Here is a 14,981-nt window from a genome sequence, read left to right on the forward strand (position 1 = left end):
CCAAATCCGCCCTAGCCTTGGATACAGGGAAAGCATTTCCCGGTATTGAGTTTAGGGGGATCGGTTGGGTTTCGTCTCGAAGATGTTCGGGCGAGGCGAGCTTCAGGCCCGCGCCGAGACTCCTGAGATCCCAACGCGATCCGACGCCGCATCGCCGGATGTCTCCCCTGCTGAAGCTCTGACGCTGGGCGCGGTGTATCGCGCGGTTGCCATCCGTGTCGCGGCACTCTGTCAGCTCTCGATCGATGTCGAGCGGGCGGGGCAGGTCATCGACTCGCCGTCCCTGCTCCGCCGTCCGGACATCGATACTTCCTACCGCGCGTTCATCGAACAGACAGCCGTCAGCCTCTCGCTGAGCGGCAATGCCTATTGGCGCATTCGTCGCAATGATCGCGGCGAAGTGCTGACGCTCGAGGTGCTCAACCCCCACGACGTAACCATTCGCACGACAAGCGGCGGACGCATTGCGGGCTTCACTCACCTCGGGTACGACCTGAAACGCGAAGAAGTGAAGCACCTCTCAAAGCTTCGAGTCCCCGGCACCCCCTACGGCCTCGGCCCGATCCAGGCAGCTCGTGCTGAGCTGCGCGGTGCAATCGACCTCCGCGACTACGCCTCCAAGGTGCTCACCGAGGACGACCGCCCGTCCGGAGTGCTGTCGATCGATTCGCCAATCTCCGACGACGAAGCCAAGCAGACGCGGCAGCGTTGGGATGAGAGCCACGGTGGCAAGCGCGGTGTCGCTGTGCTCGGCCATGGCGCGGCGTACCAGTCCGTCTATCTCTCCCCCGCCGACGCCCAGTTCTTGGAAAGTCAGCGATTCAGCATCATCGCGATTGCTCGCCTCTTCGGAGTGCCGGCATCGCTCATGCTCTCCGGCATCGACGGCTCGGCGCTGACCTACGCAAACATCTCGCAAGAGTGGCTCGGCTTCGTGAAGTTCGGCCTCGCCGATGACATCGCGGAGATCGAAGAGGCGTTCACCGATCTGCTGCCCCGCGGGCAGCGCGCCCGCTTCAACGCTGAGGCCCTGCTCCGCCTTGACACCGCCGCCCGCTACACCGCGCACGCCGCCGCGATCGCGGCCGGCTGGCTACTCCCCAGCGAGGTACGCACCATCGAGAACCTGCCCGAGGTATCGGGCATTGACGATCGCGTGCCGCCCGCACGCCCAAGCGAGAAGGCGGCAGCATGACCGACCTCGAAACACGATCTTTCGCCGTCCGCGCGAGCGCTGATGACTCCGAGCGGACCTTCAGCGGCATTGCGGTGCCGTGGGACTCACCTGTCGACATCGCTGGCCTCTACAGCGAGAGCTTCGAGCGCGGCTCGGTCGAGCTTCCGGCATCCGGCCGCGTCCTCGTCTACTGGCGACACTCCGAGCCCATTGGCGTCCTCACGGCGCACGGCGATACCGACGCTGGCTGGGAGGTCACCGGCAAGCTCTCGGACACCCCGCGAGGCCGCGAGGCATACACGCTGCTGCGCGATGGCGTCCTCGACGAACTCTCGATCGGCTTTCTGCCCGTCGATCACCGCGAGGACGACGAGACCGGCGACATCACCCGTACTCGCGTCGAAGCTCGCGAAGTCTCCCTCGTGCCGTTCGGCGCCTATGGCCGAGATGCACTCATCACCGATGTTCGCGCGGCGAACTCGACCAACGCGGCAGACGCCGCAGAAAGGGCAACCATGCCTGAGACCGACAACACCGCCGCGGAGATCGTAGAGATCCGCTCGGCAATCGACGAGATCGACCGCAAGATGTCGACCCTGAGCGTCCGCGAGGACGACCGACCGCGCGTTGACTCGCGCAGTGCCGGCGAGATCCTTAAGGCGATCGCCTCCGGCGACGAGTCGACCATCCGCGAGTATGAGGCCCTGTACGAAGAGCGCGCCTACAGCGGCGGCACCACCTCCGATGCCGTGGTCAAGCCTCAGGGCATCGTGAACCTCGTCCGACTCTTCGACTCCTCGTCCGGAGTCCTCTCCAACATCTTCGGCACCGGCACTCTGCCGGCGACCGGCAACTCGATCGAGTACGCCGAGATCGCTTCGAACACGATCACCGTCACCGAGCAGGTCCAGGAAGGCGACGACATTCCGTTCGGAAAGGTCGCCATCACGACGCGATCGGCTCCCGTGAAGACCTACGCCGGTGGCACCGAACTGACTCGACAGAGCATCGAGCGCTCGTCGGTCGGCGTGCTGAACACGTCGCTGGAGGCGCTCGCCACGGCTGCCGGTGCACGCAAGAAGGCTGTGCTCCGCGCGGCGTTCAACGCGCTCGTCGCCCAGCGGAAGGCCATCGCCTCCAACGGCGGTGTTGTCGTCCTCGGCGCCACGCTGGCCAACGCTTCCGCCTTCGACTGGACGGACATCGTCATTGACGCCGCCATTCGCTTCGAGGCGGAGAATCTCGGCATCGACGCGCTGGTGGTCTCGCCGAACGTGTTCAAGCGGTTCAACCGCCTGTCCTCGGTGGTCGACGGTTCGTCGACCGGCGAGCGCCTGTTCAAGGTGTCGAAGGCCGACCGTGGCGTCGGCGAGCTGTCACTGCCTGGCCTCGAAGGTGACCTCGCGGGCATCCGCGTGGTTGCCGACACGGGCGCCACCGGCGACGAGGCAGCGTTCGTCAATGGCCGCGCGATCCGCGCCTATGACTCGCCCCTTGTCTCGCTCACCGACGAGAACATCGTCAACCTCAGCAAGAGCTTCGCGGTGTACCGCTACGGTGCGGTGGCTCCGGAAGTTCCCGCCGCCGTCGTGCCGGTGAAGCTGGCTGCTTCCTGACCATGGCCGCCGCCGATCTGCTCGCGTACGTCTCCACGACGGGGCTCACACCGACCCCTGCCGAAGAGACGTTCGCGGGCGCGTGCTGGGCGCAGGCCGCCGCGCTTGTCGCCCAGCACGTCGGCGCTGCCGAGATCCCCGAGGCGATCAGCGAACGCGCCACGCTCGAGGTCGGCGCCGAGCTGTTCCACCGCCGCGACACCAAGAATGGCGTCTCGCAGTTCGCGAGCCCCGACACGGGCGCGGCCATCCGCATCGCCCGTGACCCGATGGTCGCCGCCTATCCGATCCTCGCCCCGTTCGCCGGAAGAGGGATCGCGTGAACCTCACCGCAGAGCGCCAGGCAGTAGCCGACCTCCTCACCACTGGAGGCGTCAGGGCGATCACGCATGTACCCAGCAAGGTCACGCCGCCTTTCGCCATGGCCCTCCCCGGTTCCCCGTACCTCAGCGCCGCTGAGACCTTCGGCGGCGCCAAGACTTTCCGAGTCGATGTCTGGCTCGTCGAAGGCACCGCCGCGAGCAATGCGGCACTCACCGACGCGCTGGACGCTCGCATTGCCGAGACGCTCACGATCCTCGAAGCCGATGAGTGGCTTGTCGAAGACGTGCAGATCGACGAGTGGCAGCCGAGCGCAGGCGGCAAGTTCCCCGTCGCGATCATCGGCATCCGCACCACCCTCACCCCCTAACACGATTGGACAATCGCATGTCAACACGCATCAAGGGCAAGCGGCTCGGGCTCACGCTCGGCACGCCCAGTACTCAGGTCTGGCAGGACATCCGCGGCCTGACTCTCCAGTCCGACGAGCCCGACGACCCCACCTTCGGCGACATCGCGGCGGGCCTCGCCAAGTGGCTGCTCTCGGGCAATGCCATCCAGTCGACCGACCCGACGTCTTTTTGGTCCTACGTCTGGGAGAACTCCGGTCAGCGCGTCGCGTACACCTACGCGGTGCACGGCAATGCCACGCCCAGCCCGGCACAGCCCCACTTCACCGGCTACGTCTACATCGGCCGCAAGCCTTCGCTCGGTGGCGAGGCGAACTCGGCCGGCTATGAGTTCGAGTTCGAGTGGGAGGTCGACGGCGAGCCCGAGCGCGACACCGGTGTCTATGCGAACTGGAGCGCCACCACGGCGTACCCGCTGAACCGCCGCGTCAAGGTTGGCGCGGCAACCCTCGAAGCCGCGGTCGCCGGCACGTCCGGTGCCGCCGCTCCCACGGCGCCAGCCACCGTCGGCGGCACCGTCGTCGATGGATCGGTCACCTGGAAGAAGATCGCGTAGCCGTGACCTTCCGCAGACTCGGCCCGCGCTCTCGACCGTCGATCACCCTCGACGGCCTTGAGCGCGCGGTCGAGCTGCTCGACTACCGGCTGACCCCGACGCCGAGCGAAGACATGACCATCCTCGACCCGTTTCCCGAATCGGAATGGGCGCTCAGAGGCTCGGCGTATCAGTCGCTCGACTCGGGCAGTCTCTATCGCTACGCCCGAGACCACTCCGGCGAAACGGTGGCGTTCATTGTGCGGCCACTCGGCAACACGGTGCCGACCATGAACGCACCGCACTACGCGGGCCAGGTTGTGATTGGCCCGAAGCCGGAACTGGGCGGCGGCGCAAGCTCCCGATCGTTCCTCTTCGAATTCGCATGGCTCGTGCCGGACGAACCCACCGAGGTCACCGCGTGAGCGATATCCAGCTGAGCCTGTCGGGCGGGCGAGTCCGCGTCGAAGGCCTCCGCAAGGCGATCCGAGCACTCGATCAAGCGGGTGTCGACGCGCAGGACATGCGCGACCTCATGCACTCGATCGGCATGCTCGTCGTCAACGCCGCAACGCCACCCACAGCGTCCGGCAACCTCGCTGGCACCCTGCGCGCCGGACGCGGCAAGACAAAGGCCGTGGCCCGCGCTGGAGGCGCTCGCGCGCCGTATGCGGGCGTCACTCACTACGGCTGGCCCGCCCGTGGCATGCGGGCTCAGCCGTTCCTCACGGAGGCACTCAGCCGCAAACGTGGCGAAGTCTTCCGCACGCTCGATCAGGGCGTCTCTCAGATCCTCGAATCCAACGACCTGTAACACCCACCCTCCGAAAGCGAGACCATCATGGCCAAGGCCACCGCACCCGAGTACGACTTCAACTCCCTCACGATGCGCGAGATCAGCCAGCTCGAGCTGCTCTCCGGTCAGGGACTCTCCAGCCTGAGCGATGACGAGCGCCCCAAGGGTCTCGTCCTCGCCGCGATCGCGTACACCTTCCGCCGTCGCGAGAACCCCGCGTTCACATGGGATGAGGCGCAGGATCTCACGCTCAAGGAGGTCTCGGAGATCACCGCAGCTCTCAGAGACCTCAACGCCTCCGACGCCCTCCCTGAGGCCGCCTGAGTCGATGGACGACGCGGCCGACGAGCGCTTGCGAGACATGGCCTCTTTCGTCGTGAGTTTCCACTGGCGTCCCACGGACTACTGGTCGATGACACTCGCGGAGCGCGAGGCCATCCTCACCGAACACCGCCGCCAGTCGAAGCGGAACTGAACCGCCTGCCCGGCAACTCGCGCCGGGCAGGCCCCACCCTCTTGAGGAGGCGCGCCGCATGGCCGGGCAGAACATCGTCATCAGTGTCCTAGCCGACACGAAGAAGCTCGCCAGCGGACTGAACGAAGCCACCGGCATGCTCGGCGGCCTCGGCAGCGTCGCGGCCACGGGCGCCAAAGTCGCGCTCGGAGCACTTACCGCTGTCGGCGTCGCCGCTGCCGGCGTCGGCATCAAGGCGGTCTCCAGCGCCTCCGGCCTCGAACAGGCAATGGGCGCCATGGGCTCGGTGTTCAAAGACAGCACCGGCCAGATGACGGAGTGGGCCAACAGCGCCGCCTCCAATGTCGGCCTCGCCAAGAGCGAGTACGCAGGCCTGGCCACCACCCTCGGCGCGCAGCTCAAGAACATGGGAGTGAGCACCGACGCGCTCGGCGGGCAGACCAATGACCTGATCGGCCTCGGCTCCGACCTCGCCGCCCAGTTCGGCGGCTCGACCTCTGAAGCAGTCAGCGCGCTGTCATCGCTGCTCCGCGGAGAGCGCGACCCGATCGAGCGCTATGGCGTCTCGATGAATGAGGCCGCGGTCAAGGCGAAGCTCGCCGAGATGGGCCTGTCCGGACTCACCGGCGAGGCCGAGAAGAACGCCAAGCTGCAGGCCACCCTCGCGCTGCTGTATGAGCAGACCGCCGACGCGCAGGGCGCATTTTCTCGGGAATCGACCACGCTCGCTGGCGCTCAACAGCGCCTAGGCGCTGGCACCGAGAACCTGTACGCCACCCTCGGCACGTCTCTGCTACCCGCGGTCACTGCGGTCACCGCAGCGATGGGCTCGCTCATCAACCGCGTGCAAGAGTCGGCCGCGTTCCAGGCCCTCACCGGCTGGCTCACCGAGGCCTCCAACAGCTTCGCCGACTTCGTCTTCGGGCTCATCAACGGCACCGACTCGCTCGACTTCTCAGGCATCCTCACCGGGATCCAGAACGGGATCGGCAACGCGCTCGCCTGGCTCGCAAACGGCGGGCTGCAGAGCATCTTCACCACACTCTCCAGCGCTCGTGAAGGTATCCTCGGCGCGGCACTCAACGCCTTCCCCGGCATCCTCCAGGCGCTCGTACTCATCGCCCCGCAGGTGGTCGCCACGGTCGCCGCGCTCATCACGCAGATCGTCGCATTCCTAGCCACCAACGCCACCACTCTCCTCGGCGCTGCTGTAACCATGCTTTCCGGGCTCATCGACGCCGTGGCTCAGATCCTCCCGCCGATGATCTCTTCGCTGATCAGCGTGCTGCCGATGCTCGTCACCACGATTCTGGCGATGGTGCCGCAGATCCTCGATTCGGCAATCCAACTGTTTGCGGCACTGGTCAATGCGATCCCCGAAATCGTGCCTCCGCTGATCGCCGCCATCGTGCAGACTCTTCCGGTCTTGGTCGAGTCGCTTCTCGGCATGATCCCTGGCATCCTCGATGGCGCGATAGCCCTCTTCGCGGCTCTAGTCGAGGCGCTTCCGGTCATTTTGCCGCTGCTGATCACGGCGATTCTCGATCTGCTGCCGAAGCTGATCACGACCGTTCTCGGAATGATCCCGAAGCTGCTTGATGCGGCCGTGAAGCTGTTCACTGGCCTCGTCGAGGCTGTATCGAAGATTGTGCCCAAGCTGATCCCCGCACTGCTCGATCTCGCGCCCAAGATGATCTCGACCATCATCGGCCTCATTCCCCAGCTACTGCAGGCGGGCGTCGACCTCATCGGCGGACTCATCAGCGGCCTCTGGAAGGCCGCGGGCTCGGTCGGGAAAGCGCTGCTCGACATCGCCAAGGGTGCTATCGACGGCTTCCTCGGCTTCCTAGGCATCCACTCGCCGTCCCGACTCTTCGCCGGCTACGGCAAGAACCTCGTGCAGGGCCTCGTCGGCGGTCTCGACGCCAACCGCGGACTCTTCGAGCGCTCGCTAGACGGACTGGCCGGCATGGCCTCAGACTTCAGCCCCGAGCCGCTCAGCATCTCGCCCGCTGGCGCGCTCTCCGCTCAGACGGTGACCAGCACGCCCAGCGTGACCACCACACCGAGCGAACCGGCCATCGTCGATCTGTCCGCGCAGAGCGCCCGTCTACTCGCCGACCTGATCGCGGCCGGGCTCACCGTGGTGCTCCCCGGCGCTCAGCTCGCGGGATCGGTCGGCGCGCACAATGTCGTGCGGGCGGCGCGGGGGAACGGCTAGCCGAAGCCGGACTAGCGTCCCTGCAGAACATCGGTCAAGTTGTTGGCGATGATACTCAGCACGACCGCACCGACGGCGCCGCCTAGCCACGCAACAACCAAGCGTCCCCTCGACCTCGCGCCATCAGCGGTGACCTCGAACGCACGAATCCACCGCCTGGCAGCTGTCACAGCTATCGTCGCAGCCGAAAGCGTGACGATCGTCCAGATCAGCCAGGCCCAGGAACCAGCGTTGTCAGCGAACTTGCCGGATTCGTTCGTAAGCTTCGCGACGAAATCGAACACGTTGTAGAAGACGAAACCGAACACCACTAGGAAGAACGGGAAGAGCACCCCCGTCATGCGCATGAAACGCCACCAAGGCGCCGCCGTCTTCGCTTCCGCGGTGAGGTAGGTCATGACCGCCGTTGCCCACCCGTCTTCGGTTGAGAAGACCCGGAACCGCAGGCCACCTTCGCGGTTAGCGGCGAGGACGATCTCGTAGTCGCGCGAGCCAAACGCGGGGGCATCCACTTGGATAGATTCATAGTCCCTCCCGACGAGGCGCGCAACGCAGGATTCGGCGTCACCGCTGAATACGCGGCGTCCACCTTTTTCCTCGATCGCCAGCGTTAACAAAGGAACGGCCCCCGCATCAGCTATCTGCTGCTCGAGGACTCGGGTTGCATTCTCAAGTCTCTCCTTGTAGTCCTCCGAACGGGCTTGCTCAAAAGGGAGGGGGTCGCTGCCTCGCATCACAAGCTCAGCGGTCAAACTCTCGAGCGAGTCACGGTACCGCTCGACGTCCAGTCGCGCACTCCGAGTTTTTGCGTCGACGTGGATCGGCAGCAAGGACGCGGCCTCGCGTTCCATGATCGACAATATGCGCGTCATATCCGAATGGTTACCAGTCCACATCGGGTAGCGCTGATTGAGGGTCACGTGCTCTTGCGAAATCTCCACGATTCAGACACTAGCGGCAGCGCCCGCGAAACTCGCACACGTGCCTGCGCGCGCAGGCACCCTAAGCTCTGGCTCTATGAGCGACCGTTTCTCGCAAGACATCGACCTGGACTTCGCTACGCCCGTCGCGCCCTGGCCCATCGCTACCGATGTGGAGGCTGTACTGGAGGGGGCCTTCGGAACACTTTGGAAGGATCTCGAGAAGAGATACGTCTCCACAACTAAGTCGCAGATCCAGTTCGAAGCCGATGACTTGATCGCCTTACGCGATGATGTCACGCGCCACGGTGGCGACTTGCGCGACATCGTGATCGATGTGAGCTACTGGGATGGCAGCGCCTGGCTCCTGTGTTCAACCTACGTGTGGCCCCGTGAATCGCAACTAGTTCCGCGCGTGCATATCGCGATTAGAGGACCAGTTCGTGTCGAGATCGAAGCTTTCGGGCTCGCTGTCGAGCGAATGGTTCAGGCGCTGCGTAGGCGCAAGCGTTGGGAGGAGGCGACCGTTAATATCCGCCCTCTCGAGGTCAGTAGCAGCGCCAAGGCGGCTGCCCAAGCGCAGCGTCCTTCCCTGATCGTCGCAAATGGGATGCGGTCTCGCGGGCGGCGGTGGCTCGTGCGCAACCGGGACGGGATCATCGTGAGCCTCGGAGGGTCGCTCGTCGTAAGCGTCGGCATCATCGTGGTTCAAGCGTTGTTGCCCCGCTAATTCGAACTGCCTGATTTGACTTAACGCCTTCACGTCGACCCAGGTCTGCGTCGCCTGGTCGAGACGACGATGCGTGGTCGCGAGCCGGAAGTTCGTCACGGGGATGCCTCCGCCCGTCCTCCCCTGAGTCGGATCCGTGGCCACCTTGCCGACGATGGTCAGCGTGTCTGTCATGTTGACTCCTCGAGAAGCCGGATCGAAAGTCCGGATGGAGTCCAGGATGCGCGGCGAGATGCGCACGGAATCGCGGATGGAGTTCGGTGCCGCGCGATCGGTGGAGAACCCGCTGTCCGCCGCATCCGCGCAGGACCAGAGCGGGTCGCGCGTCCGCGTGCACCCGTTGCACATCCACGCCCAGGCGTCTCGGCCTCGGCGTGTCGAATGTCGGTGGTCGGTCATACGTTCGAATCACGAAAGGAGAACCACATGTCCGACCTGCAGACCACATCCCTTCCCGAGATCCCCTACGCCTCTCCCCCACTGACCTCGACGCGCGAGCATCTCGTCCGCGCCTCCGATCACCTGTGGCGCGTCCTCGACCGATCCGACCGCGTGCTCGGACACCTCCGGATCGTCGCCGATCCGCTCGGGCTGCGCTACCGCGCCGAGCGTCTGCACTTGGCCACCGGCTCCTTCCGCATCGTCGGCGAGTTCTGGCGCGCCGACGATGCTGTCTCGGTGCTTCGGTATTCCTGACAGCTCCGGTCGACACTGATGCCGAAGAACTCCGAGCAGGCGAGTAATCTGGAAACGCCCCCTCGTAGCTCAATGGATAGAGCAACGGCCTTCTAATCCGTCGGTTGCGCGTTCGAGTCGCGCCGAGGGGACCAGTTCGTCGACTGCCCCTGCGGTGTCTGCGCCAGTTCCCATGCGCAGGCAGTCGATGTCGGTGGCGTCGATAAGATGACGACATGGTATCTGCGTCGGAGAATGATCGACTCGTCTGGATCGACTGCGAGATGACGGGACTCGATCTCTCGGTCGACGAACTCGTCGAGATCGCCGTCGTCATCACCGATTTCGAACTCCGCCCCATCGACCCCGGGTTCCAGGTCGTGATCCGCCCGAGCGCCGAGGCACTGTCGAACATGAACGACTTCGTCACCAAGATGCACGAGACATCGGGCCTGATCGAGGAGATCCCCCACGGCGTCTCGCTCGAGGAGGCGCAGGAGCAGACACTCGCGTACATCAAGCGGTTCGCTCCCGTGGAGCGGAGGGCGCCTCTCGCGGGCAACACGATCGGCACCGACCGAATGTTCCTCGCCAAGTACATGCCACACGTCGACCACTGGCTCCACTATCGCAACGTCGATGTGTCGAGCATCAAGGAGCTCGCACGCCGCTGGTACCCGCGGGTGTTCTTCCAGGCCCCGAGCAAAGACGGCGGTCACCGGGCACTGGCCGACATCCTCGAGTCGATTCGCGAGCTCCGGTACTACCGCGAGGCGGTATTCGTCGACGAGCCCGGACCCTCGAGCGACGACGCGCGTGAGATCGCCACCCGCACGGTGTCAGAGTTCACTCCAAACCTGTAATAGACTTGTCTGGTTGCCCGGTTGCCCGGGCACATGGTGGGTATAGCTCAGCTGGTAGAGCGCTGGCTTGTGGTGCCGGATGTCGCGGGTTCGAGTCCCGTTACTCACCCCACCGACGAGAGGCCCGAATCACTGCGATTCGGGCCTCTCGTGTCTCACCGCGCCCTCGGGTCTGAACGTCCGTCCGTGAATCGACCTCGGCTAGTCGGACCTAGACTTGCGACGTGTCACTCGCGGTCTGGTTCTCTCTTCTCACCGCGTCCGTGGTGATCAGCTTCACGCCCGGTGCCGGCGCCATCAACACGATGTCGAACGCGCTGAGCCAAGGTTGGCGACGGTCGATCTGGGGCATCATCGGACAGCAGCTCGCACTGATCGTGCACGTCGCGGTCGTCGCGGCCGGTGTCGGGCTCCTCGTGTCCCGCTCCGAACTGCTGTTCAACGGGATCCGGTACGCCGGCGCCGCCTATCTCGTGTTCCTCGGCATCCGCCTGATGCTGTCGAAGCCCACGGGTCTCGAGTCCGACGAACTCTCCCTGGTCGATGCGCGCGAGGGACACTGGTCGATGATCCGCCGCGGCTTCTGGGTGAATCTGCTCAACCCGAAGGCGATCGTGTTCTTCCTCGCCTTCATCCCGCAGTTCATCCGTCTGGACCAGCCTCCGCTTCCTCAGTACCTGGTACTGATGACCACGGTGATCGTCATCGACGTGATCGTGATGTGGGGCTTCTTCGCCGCCGCGGCACGCCCGTTCCGTCGTCTCACCCGGTCGGCCCGGGGCCAGCGAATCCTGAATGCGGTCTTCGGCTCCCTCTTCATCGGTGTCGCGGCGCTCCTTCTGGTGATCCACTGACGCTCTCTGTGACCTGGCCGCCCACCGCGCGTCTAGGCTGGACCGTGATGGAGATGGATGCCGCAGCCTTCGAAGCGCTCGTGATCGACGAGCTCGACCGTCTACCGGATGACATGGTGGACGGACTCGACAACGTGGTGTTCGTGGTCGAGGACCGCCCAGAGGACGGCAGCCTCGACCTGCTCGGCCTCTACGACGGACTCGCTCTGACGGAGCGGACGCAGTACGGCATGGGCGAGCTGCCGGATCGGATCGTGCTCTTCCGCGAGCCGCACCTGGCCGGATGCGAGAACGATGACGAGTTGCGCGACGAGATCCACACCACGCTCGTGCATGAGATCGCGCACTTCTACGGGATCGACGACGAGCAGCTGCACGAGATGGGCTGGGCATGAACGTGCCCCTGGCGAGTCCCGAGATCGACGAGACGGTGCGACTCGACGCCGCGCCGCTCGAGCCCTGGCAGGTGGTGGTCTGGAATGACCCGGTCAATCTGATGAGCTACGTCGTACGCGTCTTCCGGACCTATTTCGGGTACTCGAAGGACCGCGCGACCACGCTGATGCTCGCCGTGCACCATGACGGCCACGCGATCGTCGCGACGGGTCCACGCGAGACGATGGAAGTGCATGCGCAGGCGATGCATGACTACGGGCTGTGGGCGACCGTCAGAAAGGCACCGCAGTGACCGCTCGTCAGATCACCACGACGTTCGCGTTCCTCGAAGGGCTGCACCTCTTCCGCCTGGTCCAGGACTTCCGCGAACTCATCGGAGCCGACCGCGACCTCGCAGACCCTGCAGTGGTGCGTCTCACCCCGACTCCCTACCCCGACGATGCCGAGGCCGCACAGGCATTCGCATCGAGTACGCGTGAGGAACTGCTGGACCGCCGCGTTCTCGACGCCGACACCGTGCGGCTCGCTCTCACGCTGTTCGAGGTGGACTCCGATTCCGTCCGCGAAGAGGACGCCCTCGCAGCCCACGACATCACGATCGACGAGACCGATGTGGATTCGTGGTTGCGAACGCTCACCGCGATCCGTCTCGTCATCGCCGAGCGTCTCGGAATCACCGCCGACGATCAGCCCATCGACGACGACGAGCGATCGGGTGTGTACGAATGGCTCGGATATCGATTGGAACTGTTGATCCAGGCCGCCGACGAACTCGACGCCTGACCTACGGGATCTCGATCACGCGGGTGGCGTGAGCGCGCGGGTCGTGAAGACGCAGGTGCTCCTGTTCCTGCGCGGCCCACCGATCCCAATGCGGACGATACGTGTCGCCGTCGCGCGCCAGCGCTCGCGACTTGCGCACGGATTCCGCCGCGTCCAACCAGATCCGGATGTCGGCGAGCCGCGAGGTGGCAGCTCGGAGAATGCCGCTGCCCTCGAGGATCACGCCGAGGGCGGGGTCAACCGCATGGCTCTCAGCCTCTTCACCGCGCGTCCAGTCCCAGCGCTGCCAGCTGCCGAGGTACCCACGACCGTGCGGTTTGAGGATGCCGTCGACGGCCTTCTGCACGCCCGCCTCGAGCCCGCCCCACCCGGGATAGAGCGAGTCGAGTGCCACCACCTGCACGCGACCCTTCAGAGGCCAGCGCGCGGCCAGCATGGCGGCCAGAGTCGACTTGCCGGCTCCGCTGCCCCCGTCGATCAGGACGACCGGGTTCGCCGCTGCCAGCTCGCGGATGTCCCCGTCGATCAGCGATGCCGCGCGGTGGAGTGCGCGGGCGACCGCATCGTCACTTCTTGAGTGCACGGATGATGCGCGAGAGAGCCGGACCGGTGACCCAGATGAACGGCACAGCCACCGCGAGGAGCGTCACGAGATTCGGCTCGAACCGCAGCCCCTCCTCCCGGCGCACGTAGACGCCGACGGGAATCGAGACTCCTCCGCCACCGCCTCCTTCAGCCCCGTCGCCGCTCCCGCCGCCGAAGGCGGCATATGTGAAGGCGACCGGCGTGATGCTGACGCCGTCGACATCCTGCGGCTCTCCGTAGGCGGTCTTCACTCCGAAGGACGCGACGTGCTTTCCGAGTTCCAGTGCAATGTTCGGCATGGGTCCACGCTAGTCGAGACCGTGGTCCTTCGGGTGCCTGGCCGCACCCCGTCCGTCACCACGGCCCAGATGCCGGGCGCGGGTGATGGTCGCATTGCCGAAGCGCGCCACAGCCGAGTCCATCGCGCCCTCCACGCGGCGCCAGTCCTCATCGTCGTCCCAGAGCCCGAGACCGCCGCCGCCGGCCGGTCGGAGCTTCTCAGCGCGGACACCGACCAGTCGCACTGGGTCGCGTCGATCGATCTGCTCGAACAGCGTCTGAGCGGCCTCGCCGATCCGCTGCCCCACCGCCGTCGGCTCCGTCAGCGTCTGTGAGCGGTTCACCGTGCGGAAGTCATCGAACCTGATCTTGATCGAGATGGTGCCGGCCTCCCAGCCGGCACGCCGCAGGCGCGCTGCGACGCGATCGGCCAGGCGCAGCAGCTCTGCCCGCAGGAACACTCGATCGGCGGTGTCCTGCTCGAACGTGTCCTCGTGGCCGACGCTCTTCTCGATCCGATCGGTTTCGATCTCCCGCGCGTCCTCACCCCGGGCGAGATGTCCCAGACGCTCGCTGAGTGCCGGTCCGACCGCCCGCTCGAGCATGTCGCGGGGAGCTTCACGGATGTCACCGATCGTCCGGATCCCACGCGCTTCCAGAGCCTCAGCCGCCTTCGGTCCGACGCCCCACATCGCACGTACGGGACGGGGCGAGAGGAAGTCGATCGTGTCAGCCGCCGCGACGACGAGCATGCCGTCGGGCTTGGCGACGGTGGACGCCATCTTCGCAACGTGCTTGGTCGCCGCGACTCCCACACTGCAGGTGATGCCCACCTCCTGCTCCACCCGCTCGCGGATCAGCTCGGCGATCTGGGCGGGGCTCCCCCACAGCCGCCGAACGCCCTGCACGTCGAGGAAGGCCTCATCGACCGACAGCGGCTCGACGAGAGGGGTGAAAGACTCGAAGATCGCCATCACCTGGCGCGACACCGCCTGATACCGCGGGAAGTGCGGGGGGACGATGCGCGCCGTCGGGCACAGTCGCATCGCCTGCGACACCGGCATCGCCGCGCGCACGCCGTAGCGTCGGGCTTCGTACGACGCGCTCGACACCACCGAGCGGCCGTCCGGGGATCCGATGATCAGGGGCAGGCCGCGAAGAGTCGGATCGTCGAGCACCTCGACCGCCGCGTAGAAGGCATCCATGTCGACGTGGAGGATTCGAGTGCCACTGTCATCCGCGTTCTCGGCGGAGACGACGCGCCCTCTTCCGTCACCGTGTCCCATCGGGATACATCCTCTCCCGGACCACCGACATCGCGGGCGGAGGGGCTCAGCGGATCAGA

General features: G+C 65.7%; 20 protein-coding genes and 2 tRNA genes. 18 read left to right on the top strand and 4 right to left on the bottom strand.

The features are described from left to right. The first annotated feature begins 64 nt into the window (after positions 1 to 64). The 9 genes from AC2D10_RS03095 (at position 65) to AC2D10_RS03135 (ending at position 7,551) form a co-directional block, all read left to right on the top strand. Entirely contained in the window at positions 65 to 1,195 is a 1,131-nt protein-coding gene (locus tag AC2D10_RS03095; protein ID WP_484710394.1) for a phage portal protein, read from the top strand. Next, positions 1,192 to 2,793 carry an HK97 family phage prohead protease gene (locus AC2D10_RS03100; RefSeq protein ID WP_484710395.1) on the top strand — a complete coding sequence of 534 codons (1,602 nt, stop codon included), beginning with the start codon at positions 1,192 to 1,194 and terminating at the stop codon, positions 2,791 to 2,793. Before AC2D10_RS03095 ends, AC2D10_RS03100 begins: the two co-directional genes overlap by 4 nt. Before the next feature lie 2 nt (positions 2,794 to 2,795). After that, positions 2,796 to 3,116, top strand: a complete 321-nt coding sequence (locus AC2D10_RS03105) for a hypothetical protein (protein ID WP_484710397.1) — start codon at positions 2,796 to 2,798, stop codon at positions 3,114 to 3,116. Then, a complete protein-coding gene (locus tag AC2D10_RS03110) occupies positions 3,113 to 3,484 on the top strand; it encodes a hypothetical protein (RefSeq protein ID WP_484710398.1) in 372 nt (123 codons plus the stop codon). Before AC2D10_RS03105 ends, AC2D10_RS03110 begins: the two co-directional genes overlap by 4 nt. A gap of 17 nt (positions 3,485 to 3,501) precedes the next feature. Continuing rightward, a complete protein-coding gene (locus AC2D10_RS03115; protein WP_484710400.1) occupies positions 3,502 to 4,080 on the top strand; it encodes a hypothetical protein in 579 nt (192 codons plus the stop codon). 2 nt (positions 4,081 to 4,082) lie between these two features. Then, positions 4,083 to 4,484 carry a hypothetical protein gene (locus AC2D10_RS03120; protein WP_484710401.1) on the top strand — a complete coding sequence of 134 codons (402 nt, stop codon included), beginning with the start codon at positions 4,083 to 4,085 and terminating at the stop codon, positions 4,482 to 4,484. Beyond that, on the top strand, positions 4,481 to 4,873 hold the full coding sequence (locus AC2D10_RS03125) for a hypothetical protein (RefSeq protein ID WP_484710402.1): 393 nt from the start codon (positions 4,481 to 4,483) through the stop codon (positions 4,871 to 4,873). The genes AC2D10_RS03120 and AC2D10_RS03125 overlap by 4 nt, the downstream gene beginning before the upstream one ends. 27 nt (positions 4,874 to 4,900) lie before the next feature. Next, positions 4,901 to 5,179 (top strand): hypothetical protein, encoded by a 279-nt coding sequence (locus AC2D10_RS03130; protein ID WP_484710404.1) that lies wholly within the window; start codon positions 4,901 to 4,903, stop codon positions 5,177 to 5,179. A 209-nt stretch (positions 5,180 to 5,388) separates the two neighbouring features. Then, a complete protein-coding gene (locus tag AC2D10_RS03135; protein ID WP_484710405.1) occupies positions 5,389 to 7,551 on the top strand; it encodes a phage tail protein in 2,163 nt (720 codons plus the stop codon). 11 nt (positions 7,552 to 7,562) lie between these two features. Here AC2D10_RS03135 and AC2D10_RS03140 read toward each other — a convergent pair whose 3' ends face one another. After that, the gene (locus tag AC2D10_RS03140) at positions 7,563 to 8,492 is read right to left on the bottom strand and encodes a hypothetical protein (RefSeq protein WP_484710406.1); all 930 of its coding nucleotides are present in this window, start codon (positions 8,490 to 8,492) and stop codon (positions 7,563 to 7,565) included. Positions 8,493 to 8,568: 76 nt separating this feature from the next. Here AC2D10_RS03140 and AC2D10_RS03145 point away from each other — a divergent pair, with 76 nt between their 5' ends. The 9 genes from AC2D10_RS03145 to AC2D10_RS03185 all read left to right on the top strand — a co-directional run bounded on the left by AC2D10_RS03145 (position 8,569) and on the right by AC2D10_RS03185 (position 12,772). Beyond that, the gene (locus tag AC2D10_RS03145; RefSeq protein ID WP_484710407.1) at positions 8,569 to 9,201 is read left to right on the top strand and encodes a hypothetical protein; all 633 of its coding nucleotides are present in this window, start codon (positions 8,569 to 8,571) and stop codon (positions 9,199 to 9,201) included. 426 nt (positions 9,202 to 9,627) lie between these two features. Next, positions 9,628 to 9,897 (top strand): hypothetical protein, encoded by a 270-nt coding sequence (locus AC2D10_RS03150; protein WP_484710408.1) that lies wholly within the window; start codon positions 9,628 to 9,630, stop codon positions 9,895 to 9,897. 58 nt (positions 9,898 to 9,955) lie between these two features. Beyond that, positions 9,956 to 10,031: transfer RNA gene (locus tag AC2D10_RS03155), tRNA-Arg, on the top strand. An 81-nt stretch (positions 10,032 to 10,112) separates the two neighbouring features. After that, complete coding sequence (gene orn, locus AC2D10_RS03160) at positions 10,113 to 10,739, top strand: oligoribonuclease (protein ID WP_484710409.1); 627 nt, start codon at positions 10,113 to 10,115, stop codon at positions 10,737 to 10,739. A gap of 36 nt (positions 10,740 to 10,775) precedes the next feature. Beyond that, positions 10,776 to 10,851: transfer RNA gene (locus AC2D10_RS03165), tRNA-His, on the top strand. A gap of 112 nt (positions 10,852 to 10,963) precedes the next feature. After that, complete coding sequence (locus AC2D10_RS03170; protein WP_484710410.1) at positions 10,964 to 11,593, top strand: LysE family transporter; 630 nt, start codon at positions 10,964 to 10,966, stop codon at positions 11,591 to 11,593. 47 nt (positions 11,594 to 11,640) lie between these two features. Beyond that, complete coding sequence (locus tag AC2D10_RS03175; protein WP_484711795.1) at positions 11,641 to 11,988, top strand: metallopeptidase family protein; 348 nt, start codon at positions 11,641 to 11,643, stop codon at positions 11,986 to 11,988. After that, complete coding sequence (gene clpS, locus AC2D10_RS03180) at positions 11,985 to 12,281, top strand: ATP-dependent Clp protease adapter ClpS (protein ID WP_484710411.1); 297 nt, start codon at positions 11,985 to 11,987, stop codon at positions 12,279 to 12,281. The genes AC2D10_RS03175 and clpS overlap by 4 nt, the downstream gene beginning before the upstream one ends. Next, entirely contained in the window at positions 12,278 to 12,772 is a 495-nt protein-coding gene (locus AC2D10_RS03185) for a DUF2017 family protein (protein WP_484710412.1), read from the top strand. The genes clpS and AC2D10_RS03185 overlap by 4 nt, the downstream gene beginning before the upstream one ends. Position 12,773: 1 nt before the next feature. Here AC2D10_RS03185 and AC2D10_RS03190 read toward each other — a convergent pair whose 3' ends face one another. From AC2D10_RS03190 to dinB, 3 genes are read right to left on the bottom strand one after another with little or no spacing between them, the layout of a single operon-like run. Then, positions 12,774 to 13,355: a nucleoside/nucleotide kinase family protein gene (locus AC2D10_RS03190; RefSeq protein ID WP_484710413.1), complete on the bottom strand. Its 582-nt coding sequence runs from the start codon at positions 13,353 to 13,355 to the stop codon at positions 12,774 to 12,776. Beyond that, the gene (locus AC2D10_RS03195; RefSeq protein WP_484710414.1) at positions 13,339 to 13,656 is read right to left on the bottom strand and encodes a hypothetical protein; all 318 of its coding nucleotides are present in this window, start codon (positions 13,654 to 13,656) and stop codon (positions 13,339 to 13,341) included. Before AC2D10_RS03195 ends, AC2D10_RS03190 begins: the two co-directional genes overlap by 17 nt. A gap of 9 nt (positions 13,657 to 13,665) precedes the next feature. After that, positions 13,666 to 14,922 (bottom strand): DNA polymerase IV, encoded by a 1,257-nt coding sequence (dinB, locus tag AC2D10_RS03200; RefSeq protein ID WP_484710415.1) that lies wholly within the window; start codon positions 14,920 to 14,922, stop codon positions 13,666 to 13,668. Between the last annotated feature and the right edge of the window lie 59 nt (positions 14,923 to 14,981).

It is taken from the genome of Microbacterium sp. PI-SA-G, from assembly GCF_057215335.1.

Excerpts from the sequence above, each read along its gene's own strand:
- AC2D10_RS03130 (WP_484710404.1), top strand. The coding sequence starts at position 4,901 with ATGGCCAAGGCCACCGCACCCGAGTACGACTTCAACTCCCTCACGATG.
- AC2D10_RS03135 (WP_484710405.1), top strand. The coding sequence starts at position 5,389 with ATGGCCGGGCAGAACATCGTCATCAGTGTCCTAGCCGACACGAAGAAG.
- clpS (WP_484710411.1), top strand. The coding sequence starts at position 11,985 with ATGAACGTGCCCCTGGCGAGTCCCGAGATCGACGAGACGGTGCGACTC.
- AC2D10_RS03175 (WP_484711795.1), top strand. The coding sequence starts at position 11,641 with ATGGAGATGGATGCCGCAGCCTTCGAAGCGCTCGTGATCGACGAGCTC.
- AC2D10_RS03195 (WP_484710414.1), bottom strand. The coding sequence starts at position 13,656 with ATGCCGAACATTGCACTGGAACTCGGAAAGCACGTCGCGTCCTTCGGA.
- AC2D10_RS03145 (WP_484710407.1), top strand. The coding sequence starts at position 8,569 with ATGAGCGACCGTTTCTCGCAAGACATCGACCTGGACTTCGCTACGCCC.
- AC2D10_RS03115 (WP_484710400.1), top strand. The coding sequence starts at position 3,502 with ATGTCAACACGCATCAAGGGCAAGCGGCTCGGGCTCACGCTCGGCACG.
- orn (WP_484710409.1), top strand. The coding sequence starts at position 10,113 with ATGGTATCTGCGTCGGAGAATGATCGACTCGTCTGGATCGACTGCGAG.
- AC2D10_RS03100 (WP_484710395.1), top strand. The coding sequence starts at position 1,192 with ATGACCGACCTCGAAACACGATCTTTCGCCGTCCGCGCGAGCGCTGAT.
- AC2D10_RS03150 (WP_484710408.1), top strand. The coding sequence starts at position 9,628 with ATGTCCGACCTGCAGACCACATCCCTTCCCGAGATCCCCTACGCCTCT.
- dinB (WP_484710415.1), bottom strand. The coding sequence starts at position 14,922 with ATGGGACACGGTGACGGAAGAGGGCGCGTCGTCTCCGCCGAGAACGCG.
- AC2D10_RS03105 (WP_484710397.1), top strand. The coding sequence starts at position 2,796 with ATGGCCGCCGCCGATCTGCTCGCGTACGTCTCCACGACGGGGCTCACA.